The sequence below is a fragment of the Pseudotabrizicola sp. L79 genome, assembly GCF_036553525.1.
In the GTDB taxonomy this organism is placed as follows: Bacteria; Pseudomonadota; Alphaproteobacteria; order Rhodobacterales; family Rhodobacteraceae; genus Pseudotabrizicola.
Genome location: NZ_JAZHDA010000041.1, coordinates 134,302 through 160,432, shown reverse-complemented (window position 1 = coordinate 160,432; position 26,131 = coordinate 134,302). Strand labels below are relative to the sequence as shown.

The following is a 26,131-nucleotide window of genomic DNA, read 5'->3' as shown; positions in this document are numbered from 1 at the left end:
AGGGGTGCTGCGATGCAGCGCAAGGCCTATGGTCTGGGCGCTGCAAACTTTTGCGAAATATTCAGCACAGATTTGCAACTGCAAACCATCTGCGTAAGCCGGTTGCCACAAGAATCCGCCCGTTTGGCTGGCAAGATGCGGAACAATCTGCGAACACCGCTTTTACTTCGTCACAGCCTGCGCTAATCTGCTGGCTATGAATGACTGGGATGAACATGACGCCTTCGAAGCTGCGGCTGTGCCGCTGTCGCAACGTGCGATGGCTGCGCGGCCCGCGCCCTATCTGGATGACCTGAATCCCGCACAGCGCGCCGCGGTTGAGGCGTTGGATGGCCCGGTTCTGATGCTGGCGGGGGCGGGCACCGGCAAGACCAAGGCGCTGACCAGCCGCATCGTGCATCTGCTGAACACCGGTCGCGCCCGCCCGAACGAAGTTTTGGCCGTGACCTTCACCAACAAGGCCGCGCGTGAAATGAAGATGCGTGTCGGCCGATTGTTGGGGCAGGTGGCCGAGGGCATGCCGTGGATGGGCACCTTCCACTCGCTGTCGGTCAAGATCTTGCGCCGCCATGCCGAACTTGTGGGGCTGAAGCCGAATTTCACCATTCTGGATACTGACGATCAGATCCGCCTGCTGAAACAGCTGATCCAAGCCGCGCATATCGACGAAAAACGCTGGCCCGCCCGCATGCTGGCCGGCATGATCGACGGCTGGAAAAACCGCGCCCTAACGCCTGATCGCGTGCCGTCGGGCGAAGCGGGTGGGTTCAACAACATGGGGACCGAGCTTTACGATCAGTATCAGGCCCGCCTGCGCACGCTGAACGCCACAGATTTCGGCGATCTGCTGCTGCATTGCGTGACGATCTTTCAGGCGCATCCGGATGTGCTGGCACAGTATCAGCGCTGGTTCCGGTATATTCTAGTGGATGAGTATCAAGATACCAACATCGCCCAGTATATGTGGCTGCGACTGCTGGCGCAGGCCCACAAGAACATCTGTTGCGTGGGCGACGACGATCAGTCGATCTATGGCTGGCGTGGGGCCGAAGTGGGCAACATCCTGAAGTTCGAAAAAGACTTCCCCGGCGCCCATGTCGTGCGGCTGGAACAGAACTATCGGTCCACCGCGCATATCCTGGCCGCAGCCAGCGGGGTGATTGCGGCCAACAAGGGCCGCTTGGGCAAAACGCTGTGGACGGCGGGTGATCAGGGCGAAAAGGTCCGGCTGATCGGCCATTGGGATGGCGAGGAAGAGGCCCGCTGGATCGGCGAAGAGATCGAGGCGCTGCAAAGGGGCACCCGCGGGTTGGACCCGGTGGCGCTGAACCAGCAGGCCATTCTGGTGCGCGCCAGCCACCAGATGCGCGCTTTTGAAGACCGGTTCCTGACGATCGGTCTGCCCTACCGCGTGATTGGCGGCCCGCGATTCTATGAACGCCAGGAAATCCGTGATGCCATGGCCTATTTCCGGCTTGTGGTCTCGCCCGAGGATGATCTGGCCTTTGAGCGCGTGGTCAACCTGCCCAAGCGCGGGCTGGGTGACAAGGCGCAGGGCGAAATACAACGGCTGGCCCGCGCAGCGGGGGTGCCCCTGCTGGAGGGCGCGCGTGAGGCCGTGTCGCGCGGTGTGATCGGGGGCAAGGGCGCCGGTCAGTTGCGCCAATTTGTTGAAAACATTGATCGCTGGCACCTGTCCACGCTGCCGCCAGACTATAACCATATCGAACTTGCCGAACAGGTGCTGGAGGAATCCGGCTATACCGAGATGTGGCAAAACGACAAGACGCCCGAGGCCCCAGGCCGGCTGGACAACCTGAAGGAACTGGTCAAGGCGCTGGAACAATTCGACAATCTGCAAGGGTTTCTCGAACACGTCAGCCTGATCATGGACAATGACAGCGAAGAGGCGGTCGAAAAGGTCAGCATCATGACGCTGCATGCCGCCAAGGGGCTGGAATTCCCCGTGGTGTTCCTGCCCGGCTGGGAGGATGGCCTTTTCCCCAGCCAACGCAGCATGGATGAAAGCGGTCTGAAAGGGGTCGAGGAGGAACGCCGCCTTGCCTATGTGGGCATCACGCGGGCCGAAGTGCTGTGCACGATTTCGTTCGCGTCAAACCGCCGGGTCTATGGCCAGTGGCAAAGTCAGTTGCCCAGCCGGTTCATTGATGAATTGCCCGGCGCCCATGTCGAGGTGATGACGCCGCCGGGCCTTTATGGCGGCGGCTTTGGCGCGGCGGCTTCGGTGGGGTTTGGCTCGGCGATGGAAGAGCGGGTCAGCAAGGCCGATGTCTATAACTCTCCCGGCTGGCGGCGCTTGCAAGACCGCCAATCCAACCGCCCCACCGCCCAACCGCGTGAGGCCAAGGGGCTGGTCATCGATTCGCAGGCTGTGTCGTCCTTTGAGATCGGAGAGCGGGTGTTCCACCAGAAGTTCGGTTATGGCGCGGTTGTGGGCATCGAGGGCGACAAACTGGCCGTTGATTTTGAGCATTCAGGCATCAAGAACATCGTCGCCCGCTTTGTCACCCCCGCCGATGAGGTGGGTGACATCCCGTTCTGACTGCGCCCGTGGTTTGAAAAACACGGGCCGCAGCACGTGCAGGGCTTCTGCCTATGTCCTTGAAAGCAAAGGGATCAGCGCTTTGCAACGCGCTCCAGCATCCAGACCGCAAGCCCCGCAGCAAGGCCCCAAAAGGCAGCACCAATGCCAAAGGCAGCGATGCCCGAGGCTGTGACGGCAACTGTCATCGTGGCGGCAAAGCGCGTCTCAGCGGGCACGAAGGCCCCGGTCAGGGCCCCCATCAAGGGGCCCAGCAAGGCCAAGGCCACCAAGGCCCCCATCACCTCGGGCGGCAGGGCTGACAGCAGGGTCAGAATGGCAGGGCTGAACAGGCCCAACAGCACCCAGACCCCGGCATAGGCAAGGCCCACTTTCCAACGCTGGCTGCGATCGGGGTGCACATCATCGCCCATGCAGATTGCGGCAGTGATGGCCGCCATGTTCACCGTATGCGCCCCGAAAAAGGCAGAAATCGTTGAAATTCCACCAGAAACTGCAAGTGCCTGAGTCACTGGCGGGGCAAAGCCATGGGCGCGCATGGTGGCAAAACCCGGAAGATTCTGGCTGGCCATCGTCACCAGATACAGGGGCAGGCCCAGCCCGATCAGCACCCCCGTGCTCCATTCCGGCAGGATCAGCACGGGGGCGGGGGCGGCCAGCGACAGGGCTGGCAGGGTGGCGCCGCCGATGGTGAAGGCCAGCACCAGCCCCAGCGAAAGGGCCGCCAAAACCGCGACCGCCGGGTTGCGCAGCCGCACCAGCAAGAACAGACCTACCATCGGCAGCACCAGTGTCGGCGCCAGCTTTGATGCCTCCATCCCCTTGATACAAAACGGAAAAAGAACACCGGCCAGCATGGCTGCGGCGATGCCGTCAGGGATAGCCGCCACCGCGCGGGAGAGGGGGCGGAGGGTGGCGGTTAGGGTGATGAGGAGGCTGGCGAGGAGGAAGGCGGCGACGGCTTGGGGCATTGTCACGCCTTCGGTGGCCGCAATCAGGGCCGCACCGGGGGTGGACCAGGCCAGCACCACCGGCACCTTATTGGTGTAAGACAACAGCGCCGATCCAAAAGCCTTTGCAAAACAGATGGCTAGCACCCAGCTTGCGGTTTGTTCGGGGCTGGCCTGCACGGCGGCGGCGGCCGCAAGGACAAGCGCGATGGTCGAGCCATAGCCCACAAGGGCAGCGACCAAAGCCGCAGAAATCATCGAAAGACGCATGTCACCCCCGGTACAGCCTTTGTACACCCCCTTGTGCAGACAAGCATCTGACCGGAGCCAGCCGAGCGGGGATGGCGTGACTTAACCGGGGCGATGTTGGGGCTGCAAGGGGCAGATATGAAAACGGCGGCACCCAGGGAGGAGGAGGGGTGCCGCCGTTTCTTTGCAGGTCCGGCCAGGGAGGAGGAGGGCCGGCCCGTCATGTCGCGAACCGAAGGCCAGGGAGGAGGAGGGCCATCGGTTCTGTCTTCGGTTCCACCCAGGGAGGAGGAGGGGCGGTTCCGAAACTGTTTGGGCCCGTCAGGCCCGAAAGGCGGATGCGGCGACCCTCAGGGAGGAGGAGGAGGGCCGCCGCTTGTCCGATCGGCTCAGGGAGGAGGAGGAGCCGCTCGAAGACGTTGGGCCGTTCAGGCCCGAATGGGGTGGCGGCTTCCCCAGGGAGGAGGAGGGGGAAGCCGCCGGTTCGTCAGGCCCAGGGAGGAGGAGGGGCCCTTCGAGCTATATGGAGCTGATTGCTCCGTTTTAAAGGGCGTCGGCATCAGGGAGGAGGACGATGCCGACGCTTTTTGCATAAGGCCCCTAGGGAGGAGGAGCGGGGCCTTGCAAAGAAACTTACTTGCCGTAGGCGGCTTCCATCGCCACGCGGGTGATCATCGAGCGGTGGATGCCCAGATCGGCCAGTTCGCGGGTTGACAGGGCCCGCAACTCACGCAGAGTGCGGTTGTAGACGCGGCGACGCTCCATGGCTTCGGTCATGCCCTTGAACAGTGCAGCGATCCGGTCAGCCAGACCCAGAGAAGCGGCGCGGGATGAATTCACATAAGCCATGATACAGAAACCTCGTCTTTACTGCTGTGCGGGCTGTGTTCTGCCTCGATGTTAGTGGTAACATGGGGCAATTGCTGCATCTGCACAATAGCCAGGGTGCGCAATGCTGCCATGCAGCAATTGCATGGCTGAAAGTCACGAAAATGTCATGAAATACAGCAGCTTCGCCGAATTTTTGAGCATTTGGTCAACAGTCACTTGAGGTTCTGCCCAAAGGCTACAACCTTGGGGGAAATCTTTGGCAAAGGGGGAACCGATGGCGGTTTCGAAAGACGAGGTGATGGCGGCGCTTTCCGGGGTTGTTCTGCCCGGCGGGGGCGATCTGGTGTCGCGCGATCTGATTCGCGCGCTGATGATCGAGGGGGGAAAGGTGCGGTTTGTCATCGAATCCGCCACGCCCGAGGAGGCGCGTTTGCTTGCCCCGGTGCAGCAGCAGGCCGAAGCCGCGATCCGCGCCCTGCCGGGGGTCAGTTCGGTGCAGGTGGTGATGACGGCCCATGGCCCCGCGCCCAAGGCCGCGCCAGCGGGGCAGGCGCCCAGCCTGAAGATCGGCCAGCACCCGACCCCACAACAGGGCGGGCCGCAAAAGCTGGTCGGGGTTGACCGGATCATTGCGGTTGGTTCGGGCAAGGGCGGGGTGGGCAAATCCACCGTTTCGTCAAACCTTGCTGTGGCGCTGGCCCGGCAGGGGCGGCGGGTGGGGTTGCTGGATGCCGATATATATGGCCCGTCGCAGCCGCGCATGATGGGGGTATCAAAGCGCCCGGCCAGCCCGGATGGCAAGATCATCGAGCCGCTGGTGGCCCATGGCGTCACCATGATGTCGCTGGGCCTGATGCTGAAGGATAATGAAGCGGTGATCTGGCGTGGCCCGATGATCATGGGGGCCTTGCAGCAACTGCTGACCCAGGTGGCCTGGGGCAAGCTGGATGTGCTGATCATCGATCTGCCCCCCGGCACGGGCGATATTCAACTGACGCTGTGCCAGCGCACGCAACTGACCGGGGCGATCATCGTTTCAACGCCGCAGGATGTGGCGCTTTTGGATGCGCGCAAGGCGCTGGACATGTTCCAGAAGATGAAGACCCCGGTTCTGGGCCTGATCGAGAACATGTCTACCTTTTGCTGCCCGCATTGCGGCAAGGAAACCCAGATCTTTGGCCATGGCGGTGTGCGGGCCGAGGCCGAGGCGATGGATCTGCCCTTCCTTGGGGAATTGCCCCTGGCGCTGTCGGTGCGGCAGGCGGGCGATGCCGGCACCCCGATTGCCGCCACCGATGCGCCCGAGGCCGAGGCCTATGCGCGTCTGGCCCATCGGCTGATCGCGGGCGGCATGGCCTGAGGCCGCGCAAAAGCGGTTCGGGATGGGGCGGGACGGGCTGGGAACGGGCCGATCACGCCGAATCACCGAACTGGGAATTTCTGGGAAAGCCGGGTGATCACGCCCGGCTTTTCGCATATGGGGGATAAATTCAGGCGTCCTGAGGCGGTTGCCCCAAGGGCTTTGGCAAAAAATTCAGGATTGGCGGGAAAAGGTGGGAAAAATCTGCCGATACTAAATCTAGCGGAACACGGGTGATCACGGCCTAGTTATTGCCCTATTTGCCCCGATTGAGACACAATATGCTGTCTTGGGCCGCGGTCTGAAACCACATCTTCCCGGTTCTGCTCAAAATTTCCCGTTGCGTCCCAGGTAATCCCGTGGCATCCATAATGCATCGAGACGGGCAGTGATAAGGCAGGGGCAGCAAAAGAACCCCGAACAGGCGAAACAGTCAGGCTTCATACAGGCAACCCGCTTTCGACATTGAAGAGATCCGGCGCGCGAGCGAGCAGACATCTCCCCCAGGTGGCGCGCGTAGCTGGACGCCCAGCGATGGGACAGGCGGCGGATCGAGCAGTGGCAGCAGCTCGGTCCGCCGTACGCATTTTCAGCCCCCCGTTTCGGGGGCAAGAGGCAGAAAGGAGCGGGCGCAAGCTCTGGTGTAATGTCTGAGGCGTTCAGAGGCGAATACTACCAAAAGGTAGACGGAAAGGCGCGGGTTCTGATCCCGGCGCCCTTTCGGCGTGTCCTCGACGCAGGCGACAGCCATACGCCCGAAAGCCCCCGCACCCGCATGGTCATTGTCTATGGGGGCAAGCACCGTGCGTTTTGCGAATGCTACAGCTTTGCCGAGGCGGAAAAGCTGGCCGCCCAGGTGGCCGCCCTGCCGCCCGGATCAAAAGCGCGTTTGCGGGCCGAGCGTGACCTGATCACCCTGTCCGCCACCACCGAAATCGACGACGATGGCCGTATCGTGTTGCCGCCCAAGGTGCGCGACAAGCTGGGGCTGACGCCCGATATGCTGAAAGACGGCATCGAGGCCGCATTGGCCGGTGCGACCAACCGCTTTACCCTGTGGCGCAAGGACGTTTACGAAGACGAATTCCTTGGCGGCGACGAGGATGAGGATGATGACATTGATCCGCTGGCGCTGTTGGGCCAGGCCGCCCCGGGGGCCTGAGCATGACGATGCCAAGCGATCATACCCCCGGTCGCGCGCCCCACATTCCGGTGCTGTTGCGCCCGATCCTTGATCTGTGCGCGCCCCTCTCAGGCATCTGGCTGGATGGCACCTTTGGGGCCGGTGGCTATGCGCGGGGGCTGTTGGCGGCGGGGGCAGAGCGGGTGATCGGCGTGGACCGCGATCCGCTGGCCATAGAGATGGCGCAAGGGTGGATCAGTGACTATGGCGACCGGCTGCGGCTGGTGCAGGGCACTTTTTCCGAGCTGGATACCTATAACGATGGCCCGCTGGACGGGGTGGTGCTGGATCTGGGCGTGTCGTCGATGCAGCTGGATCTGGCCGAGCGCGGCTTTTCCTTTCAGAAAGACGGCCCGCTGGATATGCGGATGAGCCAGTCAGGCGACAGTGCCGCCGATCTGGTCAATACCGCCGAGGAAGGCCATCTGGCCGACATTCTGTATCATTATGGCGAAGAGCGTGCCTCGCGGCGGATTGCCCGCGCCATTGTCGAGGCCCGCGCGCGCGCGCCCTTTACCCGCACGCTGCAACTGGCCGAGGTGGTGTCGCGCTGCCTGCCGCGCCCCAAGCCGGGCCAAAGCCATCCCGCGACGCGCAGCTTTCAGGCCATCCGTATTGCGGTGAACACCGAATTTGCGCAACTGGCCCAGGGGCTTGCCGCTGCTGAACGCGCGCTGAAACCCGGTGGCTTGCTGGCGGTGGTCAGCTTTCACAGCCTGGAAGACCGCATCGTCAAACGCTTTTTCCAGATCGCGGCGGGGCAAGAGGCCAATGCCAATCGCTATGCCCCGGCCACGGCCGACATTCAGGCCCGGTTTGAGCTGGTGACAAAGCGCGCCGTGGCCGCGGATGAGGATGAGATGGCCGAAAACCCGCGCGCCCGGTCGGCCAAGCTGCGGATCGGTCGGCGCACCACGGCCCCGGCCAAAGAGATTGCGCCCGCTGATCTGGGCCTGCCCGAACCGCCCCGCAAGAAAGGACGCCGCTGATGCGCCCCGCGATTTACATCCTGTCGTTCATCGCTTTGCTGTCTCTTGGCTTTTGGGCCTATCGCGAACATTACGAAACCCGCGACGCCTTGCGCGAATTGACGGGGTTGCAAAGTGAAATCGCCGATCTGCGCGAGGCTTTGGCGCTGCAACGGGCGGAATGGGCCTATCTGAACCGGCCCGACCGCCTGCGCGATCTGGCGGCGCTGAACTTTGACCGGCTGGGCCTGTTGCCGCTGGAGCCGGGCCAGTTTGGCGATATTGCCACCGTTTCCTACCCGCCCATCGACACCTATCCCGCCGATCTGGAAAACCCGGTTTCCGTCAGCGGCGAACAAGATATCGAAAGCAGCCAGCCATGACCCGCACGCCGCTTCGCCCGCTTGCCCGTATTCTTCAGGCCCGCGCCAAGGGGGAAAACCCCGATACGATCGAACGCGAAAACCTGCGCCTGCGCCATGAGCATATGCGCGACAAGGCCCGCAACCGGGCCGAAGTGCGGTTGCTGGTGCTGGGGCTGGCGTTTTTCTGCCTGTTTACCGTGATTGGCGCGCGGATGGGGCTGTTGTCGGCGACCGAGGCGGCGGAACCGCGGGCCAGCGCGCCGGGGGCCGAGATCATTGCGCAACGGGCCGATATCACCGACCGCAACGGGCGTGTGCTGGCCACCAATATGCTGACCCATGCGCTGTATGCGCATCCGCGTGACATGATCGACCCCGACCGCGTGGCCGCCGAATTGGTCAAGGTCTTTCCCGACATGGATGCCGCCGATTTGCAGCGCCGCTTTACCGATGGCCGCCGCTTTATGTGGTTGCGCCGCACGCTAAGCCCCGAGCAGATGCAGGCGGTGCATGACATTGGCGATCCGGGCCTGTTGTTCGGCCCGCGTGAGATGCGGCTTTACCCCAATGGCGCCTTGGCCGCGCATATTCTGGGCGGGTCGTCTTTTGGCGCCGAAGGCGTGCATTCGGCCGAGGTGATCGGCACCGCTGGCATTGAAAAGGCGCTGGATGACCGTCTGCGCGACCCGGCACAGGCGGGGGATCCGCTGGAATTGTCGATTGATCTGACGATTCAGGCCACGGTCGAGGAAGTGCTGGATGCCGGCATGACGATGATGAACGCCAAAGGGGCTGCCGCCATCATCATGGATGTGCATTCGGGCGAGATCCTTGCGCTTGCCTCGCTGCCCGATTTCGACCCCAATGATCGCCCGAACCCGGTTCTGCCCAAGGATGCCGAACCCGGCGACAGCCCGCTGTTCAACCGCGCGGTGCAGGGGGTGTATGAACTGGGCTCGACCTTCAAGATCTTTGCCGCTGCGCAGGCGATGGAACTGGGCCTGATGGGGCCAGAGACGATGGTTGATGCCAATGCCCCGATGGTCTGGGGCAAGCATCGGATCAAGGAATTTCAGGGCAAGAACTATGGTCCGCTGCTGAGTGTGACCGATGTGATCGTGAAATCGTCCAACGTCGGCACGGCCCATATCGCCTTGCAGATCGGTGGCTTGCGCCAGCAGGCCTTTTTGAAGGCGCTGGGCTTTTTCGAGCCGACCCCGGTCGAGTTGATCGAGGCGCGGTCGGCCCGGCCGCTGTTGCCCAAGAAATGGGCCGATATCGTGACCATCACCACCTCTTACGGCCATGGCATGTCGGCCAGCCCGCTGCATCTGGCCTCGGCCTATGCGACCATTGCCAATGGGGGCGAGTTGGTGACGCCCACACTGGTCAAGCAGGTGAACCGCAAGCCCGGCATCCGTGTGATGCGCGAAGAGGTGGCCCGTGCCTCGGTCGAGATGCTGCGGCAGGTGGTTGTGCGCGGCACCGCGTCTTTGGCCGAGGTTGAAGGCTATGAGGTGGGGGGCAAGACCGGCACGGCCGACAAGCCCAAGCGCACGGGCGGCTATTACAAGGACAAGGTGATCAACACCTTTGCCTCGGTTTTCCCGGCATCAGACCCGCAGTATGTGGTGTTGGTGACACTGGACGAGCCGGTGGATACCACGGGCACCGAACCGCGCCGCACCGCGGGCTGGACGGCTGTTCCGGTGGCGGCTGAAATCACCCGCCGCATTGCGCCCCTGCTGAACATCAGGCCGGTGGTTGAACAGGCCCCGCTGACTGCGGTATCAGCCGTCCACAACTAGGGGGGCGGACATGGTGCAGCGTCAGGCAAGATTGGCAGAACTTGGGCTTTCGGCCAAGGCGGGGCAGGGGGTTCTGGTGACGGGCCTGACCATCGACAGCCGGGCGGTGCAGCCCGGCTTTCTGTTTGCGGCCCTGCCCGGCACGCGGGTGCATGGCGCAACCTTTGCGACGCAGGTGGTGGCGGCGGGGGCTGCGGCGATCTTGACCGATGCTGCGGGCGCGAAACTGGCCGCGGATGCGGTGGCGGGCCGTGCGGTGGCGGTTCTGGTGGTCGAAGACCCGGCCGAGGCTTTGGCCCGCGCGGCGGCGCTGTGGTATGGGGCGCAGCCCGAAACCATGGTGGCCGTCACCGGCACCAATGGCAAAACCTCGGTCGCGACCTTTACCCGCCAGATCTGGGAAGCCCTGGGCCATGCCGCCATCAACATCGGCACCACCGGGGTAGAGGGCGCGTGGACGGCGCCCTCGGCCCATACCACCCCTGATGCCATCACCCTGCAAGCCGTGCTGGCGCAAGCTGCCGCTGCGGGGGTGACCCATGCCGCGATGGAGGCGTCGAGCCACGGGCTTGACCAGCGCCGGCTGGATGGCGTGCAGCTGGTGGCGGCGGGGTTCACGAACCTGACGCAGGATCATCTGGATTATCACGGCACGATGCAGGCCTATTTCGACGCCAAGGCCCAGCTGTTCACCCGGCTGTTGCCGCAAGATGGGGTGGCGGTGATCAATCTGAACGGCGCGCGTGGCGGTGACATGGCCGAGATCGCCTTGGGGCGCGGGCAGCGGGTGCTGACCGTGGGCAATGGCGATGGGGCCGATCTGCGGCTGGTCGGCCATCGCTATGATGCCACCGGGCAGGATCTGCGGTTTTCGTGGAACGGCCAGACGCATATGGCGCGGTTGAACCTGATTGGCGGCTTTCAGTCTGAAAATGTCGCCGTCGCGGCGGGCCTGTGCATCGCGGCGGGGGCACCTGCGGGCGATGTCTTTGCCGTGCTGCCGCGCCTGACGGGGGTGCGGGGCCGGATGCAACTGGCCGCCACCCGGCGCAACGGGGCGGCGGTCTTTGTCGATTACGCCCATACGCCCGATGCCGTTGAAACCGCGCTGCGGGCGCTGCGTCCGCATGTGATGGGGCGGCTGATTGTGGTGCTGGGGGCTGGCGGCGACCGTGACCGCACCAAGCGGCCCCTGATGGGGGCGGCGGCGGCGCAGAATGCCGATGTGGTTTTTGTCACCGATGACAACCCGCGCAGCGAAGATCCGGCCAGCATCCGGGCCGCGATCATGGCCGCAGCCCCCAATGCAATCGAGGTGGGCGACCGCGCCGAGGCGATCTTGCGCGCGGCCGATGCGCTGGAGCCGGGCGATGCGCTGCTGATTGCGGGCAAGGGCCATGAAACCGGCCAGACCATCGCCGGGCAGACCTATCCGTTTGACGATGTGGAACAGGCCAGCCTTGCCGTGGCCGCTTTGGATGGGGTGATCTGACATGGCGCTTTGGACCGCAGCCGAAGCCGTTGCCGCCACCGGCGGGCGCAGCACTGCCGACTGGCAGGCCGAGGGTGTGTCGATCGACACCCGCAGCCTGCAAAAGGGCGATCTGTTCGTCGCCCTGACGGCGGCCCGCGACGGCCATGATTTCGTGGCGCAGGCCTTGCAGGCCGGGGCCGCCGCCGCGCTGGTCAGCCGCATTCCCGAGGGGGTGCCCGCCGATGCCCCGCTGTTGATCGTTGACGATGTGTTGCAGGGGCTGGAACGCCTGGGCATCGCGGCCCGTGCCCGCACGCGGGCGCGTGTGGTGGGGGTGACCGGGTCGGTTGGCAAAACCTCGACCAAGGAAATGCTGCGCGCCATTCTGGGCGGGCAGGGCGGCGTGCATGCCGCCGAGTCCAGCTATAACAACCATTGGGGCGTGCCGTTGACCCTGGCCCGCATGCCCGCCGATGCCGATTATGCGGTGATCGAGATCGGCATGAACCACCCCGGCGAAATCGCGCCGCTGTCGCGCATGGCGCGGCCCCATGCGGTGATGATTACCACAGTGGCCCCCGCCCACCTGGAGGCGTTTGACAGTGTCGAAGGCATTGCCCATGAAAAGGCCGCCATCATGGAGGGGCTGGAACCGGGCGGCACGGCGGTCTTGAATGCCGATATTGCCACCACCCCGATCCTGACGGCCAAGGCCCGCGCCATGGGCGCGCGCATCGTGCTGTTTGGCACCGCCGAAACCGCTGACTACCGCCTGACAGAGGCGCGGCTGTCGGATCAGGCGACGGTGGTGCAGGCCCTGTGCGATGGTCAGCCGACGCTGTTCAAGGTGCGCACACCGGGCCGCCATTTTGCGCTGAACGGGCTGGGCGCCTTGGCCGTGGCGCAGGCTTTGGGGGCTGATCTGACGATTGCCGCCTGTGACATTGGCAATTGGCTGCCCCCGGACGGGCGCGGCGCGCGCGAACGCATTGTGCTGGATGTGGTTGACGAAACCAGCTTTCATCTGATCGACGATGCGTTCAACGCCAACCCGGCCAGCATGGCCGCTAGCCTGGATGTGTTGATCGCGGCCCAGCCCACCGATGGGGTGGGCCGGGTGGGGCAGGGCCGCCGCATCGCCATTCTGGGCGATATGCTGGAACTGGGGCCAACCGAGGCCAGCCTGCATGCCGCCATCGCCGGGCACCCCGGCCTTGATGGCCTTGCCACCATTCACTGCGTGGGCCCGCGCATGCAGGCGCTGCATGAGGCCCTGCCGCGCAGCCAGCGTGGCCTGTGGGTGGCCGAAGCAAAAGACCTGCTGCCCCAGATCCGACGTTTGGTGGATGCAGGCGATATAGTTCTGGTCAAAGGCTCCAAAGGCTCAAAACTCAGTCTGGTCGTTGACGCGCTGAAAAAAATGGGCCAAGGCCCAGCCCCAAAAGAAGGGACAGAGTAAATGTTGTATCTGCTGACCGAGTTTTCCTCTGGCGGGGACGTGTTCAACCTGTTCCGCTATATCACCTTTCGCGCAGGCGGGGCTTTTCTGACCGCGCTGATCTTTGGCTTTATGTTCGGGCGCCCGCTGATCGACATCTTGCGGCGCAAGCAGGGCAAGGGCCAGCCGATCCGCGACGATGGCCCGCAAACCCATTTCGCCAAGGCCGGCACCCCGACGATGGGGGGGCTGTTGATCCTGTCGGCGCTGCTGGTGTCAACCCTGCTTTGGGCGCGGCTGGACAACCCCTATATCTGGATCGTGCTGTTGGTGACGATGGCCTTTGGTCTGATCGGCTTTGCCGATGACTATGCCAAGGTGACCAAGCAGAACACCAAGGGCGTGTCGGGCAAGGCGCGCTTTGGCCTTGGTCTGATCATTGCCGCACTTGCCAGTTTTGCGGCATCGAGCTTTCATCCCGCCGAACTGACCCATCAACTGGCCTTTCCGTTCTTCAAGGATGCGCTGTTGAACCTGTGGTGGTTCTTCATTCCGTTCGGGATGATCGTGATCGTGGGGTCGGCCAATGCGGTCAACCTGACCGACGGGCTTGACGGGCTGGCAATCATGCCGGTGATGATCGCGGCCTCGACCTTTGGCGTGATTGCCTATGTGGTCGGCAACTTCAACTATACCCAATATCTTGGCGTGCATTTCGTGCCGGGCACGGGTGAGATCCTGATCTTTTCCGCGGCCCTTGTGGGCGGGGGCCTGGGCTTTTTGTGGTATAACGCGCCGCCCGCCGCCGTCTTCATGGGCGATACGGGCAGCCTGGCCCTGGGGGGCGCCCTGGGGGCGATTGCGGTTTGCACCAAGCATGAAATCGTGCTGGCCATTGTGGGCGGGCTGTTTGTGGTCGAGGCGATGAGCGTGATCATTCAGGTCGCCTATTTCAAGCGGACCGGAAAGCGCGTGTTCCTGATGGCGCCGATTCACCATCATTTCGAGAAAAAGGGCTGGGCCGAGCCGCAGATCGTGATCCGGTTCTGGATCATCTCGCTGATCCTTGCGCTGATCGGCCTTGCCACCCTTAAGGTGCGCTAGGCCCTGCCGCCAGCATCTGCTCTGGCCTTGCGGGCGTGCCGGGCATGGCCGGCTTTCCGCTGTCAGAGCCATCTGCCACCCGTCTGGCGGCGCAGAGACGCGACCATCTGAACCGCTTACGACTTGCTTGAGAATGGGTAAACTTACGCCGACAAGCCCTTGATTTTGCTCGGGCGGCAAACTGTCTTTGGCAGAGACAGCGCTTTGGTTAGGACTGACATGAAAGAAGCCGACCTTTACCCCCCCGTCAAAGCCTTTCTGGAACAGCAGGGCTATGAGGTAAAGGCCGAGATCGGGGCCGCGGATGTGATGGCGATCCGCGGCGACGAGCCACCCCTGATCGTCGAGCTGAAGACCGCCCTGAACCTGACCCTGATCTTGCAAGGCGTGGCCCGTCAAAGCCTGTTTCAGGATGTCTATCTGGCCGTGCCCCAGCCCCCGAAATGGACGCATCGTTACCGCGACCTGACGGCCCTGCTGCGCCGCCTTGGGCTGGGCCTGCTGACCGTCAAGGCGGGGGCCGTCGAGGCGCATCTGGACCCCGCCCCCTATCAGCCGCGCCCCAACAGCGCCCGCGCCGGCCGCATGCTGCGCGAGTTTCAGCGCCGGGTGGGGGACCCCAACACGGGCGGCACCACCGGGGTGAAACGGATGACCGCCTACCGCCAGGATGCGCTGCGGCTGGCGGCCCATCTGGCCACCCAAGGCCCCACCAGCCCCGCCGCTTGCGCTGCGGCTACGGGGGTTGCACGGGCGGCCGCGATCTTGCGGGCCGATCATTACGGCTGGTTCGATCACCCCGCCCGCGGCCTTTATGCCCTGTCGCCTGCCGGGCAACAGGCACTCACCGCCGCCCCCGCCGCCTGACCCCCCTTCCGCTTTGCGCGGCACTGGCCTATCCCTAGAGGCCAGTTTGCAAACAAAGGGGCGGCAGATGATCCCGGTCAGGGGCTATCAGGGGATGAAGGTGGCGGTGTTGGGCCTTGGCCGGTCAGGTCTGGCCACGGCGCGGGCCCTGCAGGCGGGGGGGGCAGAACCGCTGTTGTGGGACGACAGCCCCGAGGCCCGGGCCAAGGCCGAGGCCGAAGGCTTTGCGATCACCGATCTGAACCGCCAGACCGCCTTTGACGGGGTGGCCGCGCTGATCGTGTCGCCCGGCATTCCGCATCTTTACCCCAGCCCGAACAAGATCATCGCCCGCGCGCTGGATCTGGGCATTCCGGTCGATAATGACATCGGGCTGTTCTTTCAAAGCTATGCCACGTCGGAATGGGACGAGATGGAAACGGCCCCCCGCGTGATCTGCGTCACCGGGTCGAACGGCAAATCGACGACCACGGCGCTGATCCATCATATTCTTCAGGTCGCGGGGCGGCCCACCCAGATGGCGGGCAATATCGGCAAGGGCGTTTTGTCGATCGATCCCGCCCGCGATGGCGAGGTGGTGGTGCTGGAACTGTCAAGCTATCAGACCGACTTGGCCCGTGCCCTGACGCCCGACGTGGCGGTGTTCACCAATCTGTCCCCCGATCATCTGGACCGTCACAACGGGATGGGCGGCTATTTCGCGGCCAAGCGCCGGCTTTTCGCCGAGGGCGGGCCGGACCGCGCCGTGGTGGGGGTGGATGAGCTGGAGGGGCGGTTTCTGGCCAATCAACTGGGGCAGGGCCCGCAGGATGACCGGGTGATCCGCATCTCATCGGGGCAAAAGCTGGAGGGGTTCGGCTGGTCGGTCTTTGCGCGCAAGGGGTTCTTGTCGGAATGGCGCAAGGGGCGGCAGGTGGCCAGCATCGATTTGCGCGCGGTGGCGGGCCTGCCCGGCGCGCATAATCACCAGAATGCCTGCGCCGCCTATGCCGCCTGCCGCAGCCTGGGGATTGCGCCCAAGCTGATCGAGGGGGCGATGCACAGCTTTGCCGGTCTGCCGCATCGCAGCCAGTTGGTTGGCGAACGGGGCGGGGTGCGGTTCATCAACGATTCCAAGGCCACCAATGTGGACAGCGCCGCCAAAGCCTTGCAGGCCTTTCCCCGCATCCGCTGGATTGCGGGCGGGATGGGCAAAGAGGGCGGCATAGCGGCGCTGCAACCCTTGCTTGGGTCTGTGGTGAAGGCCTATCTGATCGGCCATTCCGCGCGCGATTTCGCGCTGCAACTGGGCGAGACGGATCATGAGATCTGCGAGACGATGGCGCGTGCGGTGACCCGCGCCGCCGAGGAGGCCGAGGCGGGCGAGGTTGTCTTGCTGGCCCCGGCGGCGGCGAGTTTTGATCAATACCCCAATTTCGAAAAGCGGGGCGAGGATTTCACGGCCCGTGTCGCGGCGGTTCTGGGGCCGCAGGCGGGGTGAGCGGCAGACAGGCAGGGGGCGCTGCCCCCTGTCGCGGGTTTCTGCGAAACCCGCTGACCCCCGGAGTATTTTCGCCAAGATGAAGGGCGGGGCTAGAGTGTGACGGCCGCAGCCAGATCGGCCAGCAGTTGGGCGGAATGGCGCAGGGCGGCTTGTTCGGTTGTGTCAAGATCGGGCATCAGATCGGCCATCACGCCTTCGCGCCCGATCACTCGGGGCAAGGAGAGGGTGGCGCCGGGGATGCCCACCACATCGGCGGTTCGGATCGAGACCGAAAGCACGGCCTGTTCATCGCGCAAGATGGCTCGGGCGATGCGCGACAGGCCCGCGCCGATGCCGAACCATGTGGCGCCCTTGCCGTCGATGATGCGGTAGGCCGCGCGGCGCACCCCGTTGTCGATCTGGGCCACCACGTCATCGGTGATGGCGGCGCCCACTTGCGCCGCGAAATCGCGGATGCCGACCGAGCCTGCGCGGGCGTTCGACCAGGCCAGAACCTCGCTGTCGCCATGCTCGCCCAGCACATAGGCATGGACGGAACCGGGCGAGATGCCAAGGTGCCGGCCCAGAAGGCTGCGAAAGCGGGCAGTATCGAGGATAGTGCCCGAGCCGATCACCCGGCCGGGTGGCAGGCCCGAGAGCCGGGTGGCGATATCTGTCATCACATCCACCGGATTGCTGGCGATGAGAAGGATGGCGTCCGGGGCATGGATCCTGACCGCCTCCAGGATGGTGGCGAAGACCTCGGCATTGCGCGACAGCAGCGCGATGCGGGTTTCGCCCGGGCTTTGTGCCACGCCCGCCGCCAGCACCACGATATCGGCCCCCGCCATCGCCGCCATCGGGCCCGAGCGCAGGACGCAAGAGGCCGCGAAGGGCACGGCATGGGCGATGTCTTCGGCCTGCGCCTGCGCGAGGGCGGCGTTGCGGTCGATCAGCACGATGTCGGACGCCGCGCCTTGCAGCACCATGGCATAGGCGGCGGCGGCCCCGACCTGGCCTGCACCGATGATCGCTATTCTGGCCATGGAGATCCCCGTTGTTTGCGGCAACCTGCCGATCGCGGACCAGCGTGGCAGGAAATGGCGCGTAGTCAAGGTGGGGGGGCGCAAGGTGGGGGCCGCAAGGTGGGGGTGGCAAGGGGGGGGCGGCTTGCGGCATGGCGCAAGGCGGCTGTCTTTTGTCTGGCCCTGTTTTGTCTGGCCCTGTTTTGTCTGGCCTTGTCTGGAATTTGACGCTAAGCTTTGTGTCAGATCCGGGGCAAAACCGGGCGTATCGGCAGAGCAGACAGTTACAGGCGGTTTTTCCATGACTGAAATGGTCTATGGCTCTATGCCCTCACGGGCATCCGAGCCGGTGATTCCCCGTTGGTGGCGCACGATCGACAAATGGTCGTTGACCGCGATCATGGTGCTGTTTGGGATCGGGCTTTTGCTGGGGCTTGCGGCCTCGGTGCCGCTGGCCACGCGCAATGGGTTGCCCGATTTCTATTATGTGCAGCGGCAGGCGGTGTTCGGATCGGTTGCGCTGATGGTCATGGTGGGGCTGTCGATGCTGTCGCCCGCGGCCATTCGGCGCATCGGCACCATTGGCTTTGCCGTTTCATTCGTGGCGCTGATGCTGTTGCCCTTTGTGGGCACCGATTTTGGCAAGGGGGCGGTGCGGTGGTTTTCCTTTGGCTTTGCCTCGGTGCAGCCATCGGAATTTCTGAAGCCCGGGTTCATGGTGCTGGCGGGGTGGCTGATGGCGGCCAGTCAGGATCTGAACGGCCCGCCCGGCAAGGCGACATCTTTCGGGATTGCGGCTGTTGTGGTGATGCTGCTGGCCATTCAGCCTGACTTTGGGCAGGCGGCGTTGATCCTGTTTGGCTGGGGCGTGATCTATTTCGTGGCCGGGGCGCCGATGGTGCTGCTGGCGGTGATCGTGGGGCTGGTGGGCATTGGCGGCACCGTGGCCTATGAAAACTCGGAACATTTCGCCCGCAGGATCGATGGCTTTCTGAACCCCGAGATCGACCCGCGCAGCCAGATCGGCTATGCGACCAATGCCATCCAAGAGGGCGGCTTTTTCGGCGTGGGTGTGGGCGAGGGCCAGGTGAAATGGACCCTGCCAGATGCGCATACCGATTTCATCATTGCGGTCGCGGCCGAGGAATACGGGCTGATCCTGGTTCTGTTGATCATCGCACTTTATGCCACCATCGTCGTGCGGTCGCTGTTTCGCCTGATGCGAGAGCGGGACCCGTTCGTCCGGTTGGCGGGCACCGGGCTGGCCTGTATCTTTGGGGTGCAGGCCATGATCAACATGGGCGTGGCGGTGCGGTTGCTGCCCGCCAAGGGCATGACGCTGCCCTTTGTCAGCTATGGCGGATCGTCGGTTATTGCGGCGGGCATCACGGTTGGCATGCTTTTGGCCCTGACGCGCACCCGGCCGCAGGGACAAATGGGTGACATTCTGCGCCGCGGGCGATAAAGGGGCGCGCATGGCACAGCAACCTTTACTTCTGATCGCGGCGGGCGGCACGGGCGGACATATGTTTCCAGCGCAGGCTTTGGCCGAGGCGATGGTGCGCAAGGGCTGGCGGGTCAAGCTGTCAACCGATGCGCGCGGGGCGCGATATGCGGGCGGCTTTCCGGCTGTGGTCAAGGTGGAACAGGTGGCGTCGGCCACCTTTGCCCGTGGTGGGGCGCTGGCGAAACTGGGCGTGCCGTTTCGCATCGCGGGCGGTATTCTGCGGGCCATTTTCGCCCAACTGGCCGACAAGCCCGCCGTGGTCGTTGGCTTTGGCGGCTATCCCACCATTCCGGCGCTGTCAGCGGCCTGGGTGTTGCGGCGCCCCAGGATGATTCACGAACAGAATGGTGTATTGGGACGGGTGAACCAGATCTTTGCGCCCCGCGTCAACACCGTGGCATGTGGCACCTGGCCCACCACCTTGCCCGCCGGGGTAAGGGCCGAGCATACCGGCAATCCGGTGCGGGCGGCGGTGCTGGACCGGGCCGGTGCGCCCTATATTCCGCCGGGTGACTATCCGATGAGTCTGGTGGTGATCGGCGGCAGCCAGGGCGCGCGTATCTTGTCGGATGTGGTGCCCGAGGCCGTGGCGCAACTGCCCGATGCCATCCGCCGCAACTTGCGCGTGGCGCATCAGGCCCGCGAGGAAGACCTGCCCCGCGTGGTCGAGACCTATGAGGCCGCAGGCATTCGTGCCGAAGTGCAGCCCTTTTTCCGCGACATCCCGGCGCGCCTGTCAGAGGCGCAGTTGGTGATTTCGCGCTCGGGGGCATCGTCGGTGGCCGATATCAGTGTGATCGGGCGCCCGGCCATTCTGATCCCCTATGCCGCCGCCACGGGTGACCACCAAAGCGCCAATGCGCGCGGATTGGTGCAGGCCGAAGCGGCGATCATGATCCCGGAAAAGGCGCTTGACGTGGCCAGCCTTGGCGGCCAGATCAGCCAGATCCTTACCCAACCCGATGCGGCCGCCCGAATGGCCGCCAATGCGCTGTCCACCGGCCGCCCCGATGCCACCGACCGGCTTGTGGCGCTTGTCGAAGCTCTCGTTCAGGAACCCCGCCCATGAATGCCACCAAACTGCCCCTTGAACTGGGCCCCATCCACTTTGTCGGCATCGGCGGTATCGGCATGTCGGGCATCGCCGAAGTGCTTATGACGCATGGCTATCGGGTGCAGGGGTCGGATGCCAAGGCGTCAAAGATCACCGACCGTTTGGTGCAGTTGGGGGCGACCTTTTTCGAAGGCCAAAGCGCCGCCAATATCGGCGACGAGGTGGCGGTGGTCGTGATTTCTTCGGCCATCAAGAAAGGCAACCCCGAGCTGGAGGAGGCGCGCCGCCGCAACCTGCCCGTGGTGCGCCGGGCCGAGATGCTGGCCGAGTTGATGCGGATGCGGTCGAACATCGCGGTTGCGGGCACCCATGGCAAGACCACGACCACCACGATGGTCGCCACGCTGCTGGACAAGGGCGGCTTTGACCCCACGGTGATCAATGGCGGCGTGATCCATGCCTATGGCTCGAACGCGCGGGCCGGTGCGGGGGAATGGATGGTGGTCGAGGCCGATGAAAGCGACGGCAGCTTTAACCGCCTGCCTGCCACCATCGCCATCGTCACCAACATCGACCCCGAGCATATGGAGCATTGGGGCACGATCGAAAACCTGCGCCGGGGGTTTCTGGATTTCGTATCGAATATCCCCTTTTACGGCCTTGCGGTCTGCTGCACCGACCATCCCGAAGTGCAGGCGCTGGTGGGCCGGGTGGCCGACCGCCGCGTGGTGACCTTTGGGTTCAACGCGCAGGCTGATGTGCGGGCGGTGAACCTGCGGTTCGAAAAGGGTAAGGCCCTGTTCGATATTCTGCTGCAAAACGAAGAAAAAGGTTCGAAAATTGAAGGCTGCGTGTTGCCAATGCCAGGCGATCACAACGTGTCGAACGCGCTGTCAGCCGTGGCCGTGGCCCGCCATCTGGGCATGAAGAAAGAGGAAATCCGCGAGGCTCTGGCCAATTTCGGGGGCGTCAATCGCCGCTTTACCAAAGTGGCCGAGGTGAACGGCGTCGAGATCATCGACGATTACGGCCACCACCCGGTCGAGATTGCCGCCGTGCTGCGCGCGGCGCGTCAGGCGGTGTCGGGCCATCCGGGGGCGCGTGTTATCGCGGTGCATCAGCCCCACCGCTATTCGCGCCTGTCCAGCCTGTTTGATGATTTCTGCACCTGCTTTAACGAGGCCGATGTGGTGGGCATCGCCGAGGTTTATGCCGCGGGCGAAGACCCCATTCCCGGCGCCAGCCGCGATGATCTGGTGGCGGGCCTGATCGCCCATGGCCACCGCCACGCCCGTGCCATTCTGGACGAGCCCGATCTGGCCCGCCTGTTCCGCGAGCAGGCCCGTCCGGGCGATATTTTCGTCTGCCTTGGGGCAGGCACCATCAGCACATGGGCAAACAACCTGCCCCAGAAACTGACAGGACAGGCCGCATGACAGCCTCGTTGACCCTTGCCTGCGTCTGGGCCGTTGTGGCGACTGTGATCGCCATGCTGCCCGGCCGCTTTCACTGGCGCGCGGCCTATGTGCTGATCGCGCTGGGTATTCCGCTGGTCGGTTGGGTAACCTATCAGAACGGCCCCTATATCGGCATGATCGTGCTGGCGGGCGGCGTTTCCGTGCTGCGCTGGCCGGTGATCTATCTGTTTCGATGGCTGAAAGGCCGCTCGGGCAGCCCGGCAGAGTGACGAAGCCCCATTTTTTCGCCGACGATGGGGCCGGGGGCTTGCATGCTGTTGGGGCTGTGGCATAGGCACGGGTCATGACCCAGATGCCCCAAACCCGTGGACCCCTGACCCCGAACCGGCCCTTGGCCGATCTGACGTGGCTGCGCGTTGGCGGGCCTGCCGATTGGCTGTTTCAACCGGCCGACCCCGAGGATCTGTGCGCCTTTCTGGCCGCGCTGGACCCTTTGGTTGCGGTGTTTCCGATGGGGGTGGGCAGCAATCTGATCGTGCGCGACGGCGGTCTGCGGGCCGTTGTGATCCGGCTTGGGCGGGGCTTCAATTCCATCGAGGTTCAGGGCGATCGGGTGGTTGCGGGCGCTGCGGCACTGGATGCCCATGTGGCGCGCCGCGCTGCCGAGGCTGGGCTTGACCTGACCTTTCTGCGCACCATTCCGGGCAGCATCGGGGGCGCGGTTCGGATGAATGCGGGCTGCTATGGGCAATATGTTGCCGATGTGCTGGAAAGCGTGACCATCGTCACCCGCGCGGGCGAGGTGCAGGTGCTGGCGGCGGCGGAGCTGAACCTGCGCTATCGTCAGTCAGACCTGCCGGATGGCGCCACTGTGATCAGCGCCACCTTTCGCGCGCCAAGTGGCGATCCATCCGAACTGACCGCGAAAATGGAAGATCAGCTGGCAAAGCGCGATGCCACCCAACCCACCAAGGACCGCAGCGCCGGATCAACCTTTCGCAACCCTGTGGGGCATTCGTCAACCGGGCGGGCCGATGACAGCCATGAGTTGAAGGCCTGGAAGGTGATTGACGATGCCGGGATGCGCGGCGCAAGGCTGGGTGGCGCGCAAATGTCTGAGATGCATTCGAATTTCCTGATTAACGCCGGTGGCGCAACTGCCGCAGACCTTGAAAATCTGGGAGAGGACGTGCGAAAAAGGGTTTTCCAAAATAGCGGGATCACGCTAGAGTGGGAAATCATGCGGATCGGCGAACCGGCCGCAGACCAACAAGACTAAATAACAATAAGCAGGTCACAAGACCTGAGAGGCAGTAAATGACGGGTGCATCGAGCAGGATGTCCCGCGTGGTGGTTTTGAAGGGTGGCTTCTCGGCGGAACGAGAGGTTTCTCTGGTGACAGGTGCGGCCTGTGCCAAGGCGCTGCGTGAGGCCGGGTATAATGTGATCGAGGTCGATGCTGGCCCCGATCTCGCCGCACAACTGACTGAAATCAAACCCGATGTCGTCTTTAACGCGCTGCATGGCCGCTGGGGCGAGGATGGCTGCGTTCAGGGCGTTCTGGAGTGGTTGCAGATCCCCTATACCCATTCCGGCGTGATGGCCTCGGCCATCGCGATGGACAAGACGCGCACCAAAGAGGTGTATCGCACCGCTGGGCTGCCGATTGCCGACAGCCGGATCGTGGGCCGCGATGTGGTGGGGCAGGGCCATGTCTTGCCGCCGCCCTATGTGGTCAAGCCCAATAACGAAGGGTCTTCCGTCGGGGTTTACATCGTGCAGCAGGGGCAAGATGCGCCCGTGATGCCCGAGACGATGCCCGCCACGGTGATGGTCGAGGCCTATGCGCCCGGCCACGAGATGAGTGTCAGCGTAATGGGCGACCGTGCGCTGTGCGTGACCGATATCATCACCCAAGGCTGGTATGATTTCGATGCGAAATACAAGCCGGGGGGCAGCCGGCACCAACTGCCCGCGAATATCCCTGCCGAGATCGAGGCCGCCTGTCTGGATTACGCCTTGCGCGCCCATAGGGCACTGGGGTGCCGGGGGCTAAGCCGGACCGATATTCGGTGGGATGACACCAAGGGGCTGGCGGGGTTGATCCTGCTGGAAACCAACACCCAGCCGGGCATGACGCCCACGTCCCTGTCGCCCGAACAGGCGGCGCATCTGGGTATTTCCTTTCCCGAACTTTGCGCCTGGATCGTGGAGGATGCGTCATGCAACCGTTGACCGCGCCCCGCCGCTATGCCCCCGAGCCGGCCCCGGTTCGGCGTGACCCTGCGCCGTCGAAATGGGCCTATCGCATGCAGCGGCTTTGGCTGACGCCACTTTATCGCGTTGGCTTTCGCGTTGGCCTGCCCAGCCTGATGCTGGCGGCGGTGATTGGGGGTGTTTTGGCCAGCGAGGATCGCCGGACGGCCATTGCGGACTCGGTGGCCGAAATTCGTGAACGCTTTGAAAACCGGCCCGAATTCATGGTGGGTCTGGTGTCGGTCGAAGGCGCCTCGCCAGAACTGTCAGATGCGGTGCGCGCGCGGTTGAACCTGACCCTGCCGCTGTCTTCGTTCGACATTGATCTGATCGCGGCGCAGGCCCGCATTCAGGAACTGGATGCCGTGGCGCGGGCCGATCTGATGGTGCGTTCGGGTGGGGTGCTGAAAGTGCGGATCACCGAGCGGACGCCCGCCGTGTTGTGGCGCACCGATCTGGGCCTTGAAATGCTGGATGAGACGGGGCACCGCGTTGCGTCGTTGTCGTCGCGGGCTGACCGGCCCGATCTGCCGCTGATTGCGGGCGAGGGGGCCGATGGTGCCGCGCCCGAGGCCCTGGCCCTGCTGGCCGCTGCCGAACCGCTGTTGCCGCGCCTGCGGGGGCTGGTGCGGGTGGGCGACCGGCGGTGGGATCTGATCCTTGACCGCGACCAGCGCATCTTGTTGCCCGCAGACAAGCCGATTGCCGCGCTCGAGCGGCTGATCGCGCTGGACAAGGCCAATGATCTGATGGGCCGCGATATTCTGACCGTTGACCTTAGAACCGAACACCGCCCCGTCCTGCGGCTGACGCCCTATGCGCTGAACCAGCGCCGTCAGTCTCAGGGCATCGACATTTCCGGGAGTGAGCTATGACCGACCTTTATCAGTCCCAACGCGCGATGCGTAACATGCGCCGTGCCGCCATGCAGCGCGGGGTGATCGCCATTCTTGATATTGGCACGTCAAAGATCGCCTGTCTGATCCTGCGCTTTGACGGGCCTTCGGAATTTGCCGAAGATGGCATCGGGCCGATGGCCGGGCAATCGTCGTTCCGGGTGATCGGGGCGGCCACCACACGGTCGCGCGGGGTGCGCTTTGGCGAAATCGCGGTGATGGCCGAAACTGAACGTGCCGTGCGCACGGCGGTGCAGGCGGCGCAAAAGATGGCCAATGTCAGGGTTGATCATGTGATCGCCTGTTTTTCGGGGGCGGAACCGCGCAGCTATGGTCTGGCCGGAGAGATCGATCTGGAAGACAGCGTTGTGACCGAACAGGATGTGGCCCGCGTGCTGGCCTCGTGCGACATGCCCGATTTGGGGCAGGGGCGCGAGGTGCTGCATGCCCAGCCGGTGAACTTTGCGCTGGATCACCGCTCGGGTCTTGGTGATCCGCGCGGCCAGATCGGCAACCGTCTGGCGACGGATATGCACCTTTTGTCGGTGGATGGCGCGGTGGTGCAGAACATCCTGCATTGCATCGAACGCTGCGATCTTGAACTCGCGGGTCTTGCCTCGTCGGCCTATGTGTCGGGCATCGCCTCGCTGGTCGAGGATGAGCAGGAACTGGGGGCTGCCTGTATTGATATGGGCGGCGGATCGACGGGGGTGTCGATCTTTATCAAAAAGCACATGATCTTTTCCGATGCGGTGCGCATGGGCGGCGATCACGTCACGTCGGATATTTCCAAGGGCCTGATGGTGCCGATGGCGGTGGCCGAGCGGATCAAGACCAAGCACGGCGGCGTGCATGCCACCGGCATGGATGACCGCGAGATGATCGAAGTGGGCGGCGACAGCGGCGATTGGGAAAAAGACCGTCGCCAGATCAGCCGCACCGAACTGATCGGCATCATGCGCCCACGCGTCGAGGAAATTCTGGAAGAAGTGCGCGCCCGTCTGGATGTGGCCGGCTTTGACCACCTGCCCAGCCAGCAGATCGTGCTGACCGGCGGCGCCAGCCAGATCCCCGGCCTTGACGGGCTGGCCAGCCGTATTCTGGGCCAGCGTGTGCGCCTGGGTCGGCCGCTGCGCGTTCAGGGCCTGCCCCAGGCGGCCACGGGCTGCGCCTTTTCGTCGGCTGTGGGGCTGTCGCTGTTCGCGGCCCATCCGCAAGATGAGTGGTGGGACTTTGAAATTCCGGCCGAGCGCTACCCTGCGCGGTCGTTGAAGCGGGTGGTTAAATGGTTCAAGGACAACTGGTGATCGCTATATCCAGCGTGACTGGCGAAATCCCGCTGAAAAATGCGGG

Annotated in this window: 23 protein-coding genes; 20 read left to right on the top strand and 3 right to left on the bottom strand. The window is 64.1% G+C overall.

What is annotated here, in order from left to right; genetic code table 11:
• The first annotated feature begins 12 nt into the window (after positions 1-12).
• Positions 13-186, top strand: a complete 174-nt coding sequence (locus tag V3C85_RS03450) for a hypothetical protein (protein WP_331793686.1) — start codon at positions 13-15, stop codon at positions 184-186.
• Between the two features lie 10 nt (positions 187-196).
• Positions 197-2,563, top strand: coding sequence for an ATP-dependent helicase (locus tag V3C85_RS03445; protein ID WP_331793685.1), 2,367 nt, complete (start codon positions 197-199; stop codon positions 2,561-2,563).
• Positions 2,564-2,637: 74 nt separating this feature from the next.
• Here V3C85_RS03445 and V3C85_RS03440 read toward each other — a convergent pair whose 3' ends face one another.
• Complete coding sequence (locus V3C85_RS03440) at positions 2,638-3,783, bottom strand: benzoate/H(+) symporter BenE family transporter (protein WP_331793684.1); 1,146 nt, start codon at positions 3,781-3,783, stop codon at positions 2,638-2,640.
• A gap of 612 nt (positions 3,784-4,395) precedes the next feature.
• Positions 4,396-4,611 (bottom strand): DUF1127 domain-containing protein, encoded by a 216-nt coding sequence (locus V3C85_RS03435; protein WP_331793683.1) that lies wholly within the window; start codon positions 4,609-4,611, stop codon positions 4,396-4,398.
• A 256-nt stretch (positions 4,612-4,867) separates the two neighbouring features.
• Between V3C85_RS03435 and V3C85_RS03430 the strand changes: the two genes are divergently transcribed.
• From V3C85_RS03430 to murD, 10 genes are all read left to right on the top strand, one after another.
• Complete coding sequence (locus tag V3C85_RS03430; protein WP_331793682.1) at positions 4,868-5,953, top strand: Mrp/NBP35 family ATP-binding protein; 1,086 nt, start codon at positions 4,868-4,870, stop codon at positions 5,951-5,953.
• 646 nt (positions 5,954-6,599) lie between these two features.
• Positions 6,600-7,115 carry a division/cell wall cluster transcriptional repressor MraZ gene (locus tag V3C85_RS03425; protein ID WP_331793681.1) on the top strand — a complete coding sequence of 172 codons (516 nt, stop codon included), beginning with the start codon at positions 6,600-6,602 and terminating at the stop codon, positions 7,113-7,115.
• 8 nt (positions 7,116-7,123) lie between these two features.
• On the top strand, positions 7,124-8,125 hold the full coding sequence (gene rsmH / locus V3C85_RS03420; protein WP_331793876.1) for a 16S rRNA (cytosine(1402)-N(4))-methyltransferase RsmH: 1,002 nt from the start codon (positions 7,124-7,126) through the stop codon (positions 8,123-8,125).
• Positions 8,125-8,487 carry a cell division protein FtsL gene (ftsL, locus tag V3C85_RS03415; RefSeq protein ID WP_331793680.1) on the top strand — a complete coding sequence of 121 codons (363 nt, stop codon included), beginning with the start codon at positions 8,125-8,127 and terminating at the stop codon, positions 8,485-8,487. The genes rsmH and ftsL overlap by 1 nt, the downstream gene beginning before the upstream one ends.
• Positions 8,484-10,277, top strand: a complete 1,794-nt coding sequence (locus V3C85_RS03410; protein ID WP_331793679.1) for a peptidoglycan D,D-transpeptidase FtsI family protein — start codon at positions 8,484-8,486, stop codon at positions 10,275-10,277. The genes ftsL and V3C85_RS03410 overlap by 4 nt, the downstream gene beginning before the upstream one ends.
• Before the next feature lie 10 nt (positions 10,278-10,287).
• Entirely contained in the window at positions 10,288-11,769 is a 1,482-nt protein-coding gene (locus tag V3C85_RS03405; protein WP_331793678.1) for a UDP-N-acetylmuramoyl-L-alanyl-D-glutamate--2,6-diaminopimelate ligase, read from the top strand.
• A 1-nt stretch (position 11,770) separates the two neighbouring features.
• Positions 11,771-13,210, top strand: a complete 1,440-nt coding sequence (locus tag V3C85_RS03400) for a UDP-N-acetylmuramoyl-tripeptide--D-alanyl-D-alanine ligase (RefSeq protein ID WP_331793677.1) — start codon at positions 11,771-11,773, stop codon at positions 13,208-13,210.
• Complete coding sequence (mraY, locus tag V3C85_RS03395; RefSeq protein ID WP_331793676.1) at positions 13,211-14,293, top strand: phospho-N-acetylmuramoyl-pentapeptide-transferase; 1,083 nt, start codon at positions 13,211-13,213, stop codon at positions 14,291-14,293.
• A 219-nt stretch (positions 14,294-14,512) separates the two neighbouring features.
• Positions 14,513-15,160, top strand: a complete 648-nt coding sequence (locus V3C85_RS03390; RefSeq protein WP_331793675.1) for a DUF2161 family putative PD-(D/E)XK-type phosphodiesterase — start codon at positions 14,513-14,515, stop codon at positions 15,158-15,160.
• 67 nt (positions 15,161-15,227) lie between these two features.
• Positions 15,228-16,640 carry a UDP-N-acetylmuramoyl-L-alanine--D-glutamate ligase gene (gene murD, locus V3C85_RS03385; protein WP_331793674.1) on the top strand — a complete coding sequence of 471 codons (1,413 nt, stop codon included), beginning with the start codon at positions 15,228-15,230 and terminating at the stop codon, positions 16,638-16,640.
• A gap of 92 nt (positions 16,641-16,732) precedes the next feature.
• On the opposite strand, the gene V3C85_RS03380 is transcribed toward murD, so the two are convergent.
• The gene (locus tag V3C85_RS03380; RefSeq protein WP_331793673.1) at positions 16,733-17,668 is read right to left on the bottom strand and encodes an L-lactate dehydrogenase; all 936 of its coding nucleotides are present in this window, start codon (positions 17,666-17,668) and stop codon (positions 16,733-16,735) included.
• A gap of 280 nt (positions 17,669-17,948) precedes the next feature.
• Here V3C85_RS03380 and V3C85_RS03375 point away from each other — a divergent pair, with 280 nt between their 5' ends.
• The 8 genes from V3C85_RS03375 (at position 17,949) to ftsA (ending at position 26,085) form a co-directional block, all read left to right on the top strand.
• Positions 17,949-19,112: a peptidoglycan glycosyltransferase FtsW gene (locus tag V3C85_RS03375; protein WP_331793672.1), complete on the top strand. Its 1,164-nt coding sequence runs from the start codon at positions 17,949-17,951 to the stop codon at positions 19,110-19,112.
• Positions 19,113-19,122: 10 nt separating this feature from the next.
• On the top strand, positions 19,123-20,223 hold the full coding sequence (locus V3C85_RS03370; protein WP_331793671.1) for a UDP-N-acetylglucosamine--N-acetylmuramyl-(pentapeptide) pyrophosphoryl-undecaprenol N-acetylglucosamine transferase: 1,101 nt from the start codon (positions 19,123-19,125) through the stop codon (positions 20,221-20,223).
• Positions 20,220-21,644, top strand: a complete 1,425-nt coding sequence (murC, locus tag V3C85_RS03365; protein WP_331793670.1) for a UDP-N-acetylmuramate--L-alanine ligase — start codon at positions 20,220-20,222, stop codon at positions 21,642-21,644. Before V3C85_RS03370 ends, murC begins: the two co-directional genes overlap by 4 nt.
• Complete coding sequence (locus V3C85_RS03360; RefSeq protein ID WP_331793669.1) at positions 21,641-21,895, top strand: DUF2484 family protein; 255 nt, start codon at positions 21,641-21,643, stop codon at positions 21,893-21,895. Before murC ends, V3C85_RS03360 begins: the two co-directional genes overlap by 4 nt.
• A 74-nt stretch (positions 21,896-21,969) precedes the next feature.
• Positions 21,970-22,905 carry a UDP-N-acetylmuramate dehydrogenase gene (gene murB, locus V3C85_RS03355; protein WP_331793668.1) on the top strand — a complete coding sequence of 312 codons (936 nt, stop codon included), beginning with the start codon at positions 21,970-21,972 and terminating at the stop codon, positions 22,903-22,905.
• Positions 22,906-22,943: 38 nt separating this feature from the next.
• On the top strand, positions 22,944-23,861 hold the full coding sequence (locus V3C85_RS03350; protein ID WP_331793667.1) for a D-alanine--D-alanine ligase: 918 nt from the start codon (positions 22,944-22,946) through the stop codon (positions 23,859-23,861).
• Positions 23,849-24,757, top strand: a complete 909-nt coding sequence (locus V3C85_RS03345; RefSeq protein ID WP_331793666.1) for a cell division protein FtsQ/DivIB — start codon at positions 23,849-23,851, stop codon at positions 24,755-24,757. The genes V3C85_RS03350 and V3C85_RS03345 overlap by 13 nt, the downstream gene beginning before the upstream one ends.
• Positions 24,754-26,085, top strand: coding sequence for a cell division protein FtsA (gene ftsA, locus V3C85_RS03340; RefSeq protein ID WP_331793665.1), 1,332 nt, complete (start codon positions 24,754-24,756; stop codon positions 26,083-26,085). The genes V3C85_RS03345 and ftsA overlap by 4 nt, the downstream gene beginning before the upstream one ends.
• The last annotated feature ends 46 nt before the right edge of the window (positions 26,086-26,131 follow it).

Excerpts from the sequence above, each read along its gene's own strand:
- V3C85_RS03450 (WP_331793686.1), top strand. The coding sequence starts at position 13 with ATGCAGCGCAAGGCCTATGGTCTGGGCGCTGCAAACTTTTGCGAAATA.
- V3C85_RS03445 (WP_331793685.1), top strand. The coding sequence starts at position 197 with ATGAATGACTGGGATGAACATGACGCCTTCGAAGCTGCGGCTGTGCCG.
- V3C85_RS03440 (WP_331793684.1), bottom strand. The coding sequence starts at position 3,783 with ATGCGTCTTTCGATGATTTCTGCGGCTTTGGTCGCTGCCCTTGTGGGC.
- V3C85_RS03435 (WP_331793683.1), bottom strand. The coding sequence starts at position 4,611 with ATGGCTTATGTGAATTCATCCCGCGCCGCTTCTCTGGGTCTGGCTGAC.
- V3C85_RS03430 (WP_331793682.1), top strand. The coding sequence starts at position 4,868 with ATGGCGGTTTCGAAAGACGAGGTGATGGCGGCGCTTTCCGGGGTTGTT.
- V3C85_RS03425 (WP_331793681.1), top strand. The coding sequence starts at position 6,600 with ATGTCTGAGGCGTTCAGAGGCGAATACTACCAAAAGGTAGACGGAAAG.
- rsmH (WP_331793876.1), top strand. The coding sequence starts at position 7,124 with ATGCCAAGCGATCATACCCCCGGTCGCGCGCCCCACATTCCGGTGCTG.
- ftsL (WP_331793680.1), top strand. The coding sequence starts at position 8,125 with ATGCGCCCCGCGATTTACATCCTGTCGTTCATCGCTTTGCTGTCTCTT.
- V3C85_RS03410 (WP_331793679.1), top strand. The coding sequence starts at position 8,484 with ATGACCCGCACGCCGCTTCGCCCGCTTGCCCGTATTCTTCAGGCCCGC.
- V3C85_RS03405 (WP_331793678.1), top strand. The coding sequence starts at position 10,288 with ATGGTGCAGCGTCAGGCAAGATTGGCAGAACTTGGGCTTTCGGCCAAG.
- V3C85_RS03400 (WP_331793677.1), top strand. The coding sequence starts at position 11,771 with ATGGCGCTTTGGACCGCAGCCGAAGCCGTTGCCGCCACCGGCGGGCGC.
- mraY (WP_331793676.1), top strand. The coding sequence starts at position 13,211 with ATGTTGTATCTGCTGACCGAGTTTTCCTCTGGCGGGGACGTGTTCAAC.
- V3C85_RS03390 (WP_331793675.1), top strand. The coding sequence starts at position 14,513 with ATGAAAGAAGCCGACCTTTACCCCCCCGTCAAAGCCTTTCTGGAACAG.
- murD (WP_331793674.1), top strand. The coding sequence starts at position 15,228 with ATGATCCCGGTCAGGGGCTATCAGGGGATGAAGGTGGCGGTGTTGGGC.
- V3C85_RS03380 (WP_331793673.1), bottom strand. The coding sequence starts at position 17,668 with ATGGCCAGAATAGCGATCATCGGTGCAGGCCAGGTCGGGGCCGCCGCC.
- V3C85_RS03375 (WP_331793672.1), top strand. The coding sequence starts at position 17,949 with ATGACTGAAATGGTCTATGGCTCTATGCCCTCACGGGCATCCGAGCCG.
- V3C85_RS03370 (WP_331793671.1), top strand. The coding sequence starts at position 19,123 with ATGGCACAGCAACCTTTACTTCTGATCGCGGCGGGCGGCACGGGCGGA.
- murC (WP_331793670.1), top strand. The coding sequence starts at position 20,220 with ATGAATGCCACCAAACTGCCCCTTGAACTGGGCCCCATCCACTTTGTC.
- V3C85_RS03360 (WP_331793669.1), top strand. The coding sequence starts at position 21,641 with ATGACAGCCTCGTTGACCCTTGCCTGCGTCTGGGCCGTTGTGGCGACT.
- murB (WP_331793668.1), top strand. The coding sequence starts at position 21,970 with ATGACCCAGATGCCCCAAACCCGTGGACCCCTGACCCCGAACCGGCCC.
- V3C85_RS03350 (WP_331793667.1), top strand. The coding sequence starts at position 22,944 with ATGACGGGTGCATCGAGCAGGATGTCCCGCGTGGTGGTTTTGAAGGGT.
- V3C85_RS03345 (WP_331793666.1), top strand. The coding sequence starts at position 23,849 with ATGCAACCGTTGACCGCGCCCCGCCGCTATGCCCCCGAGCCGGCCCCG.
- ftsA (WP_331793665.1), top strand. The coding sequence starts at position 24,754 with ATGACCGACCTTTATCAGTCCCAACGCGCGATGCGTAACATGCGCCGT.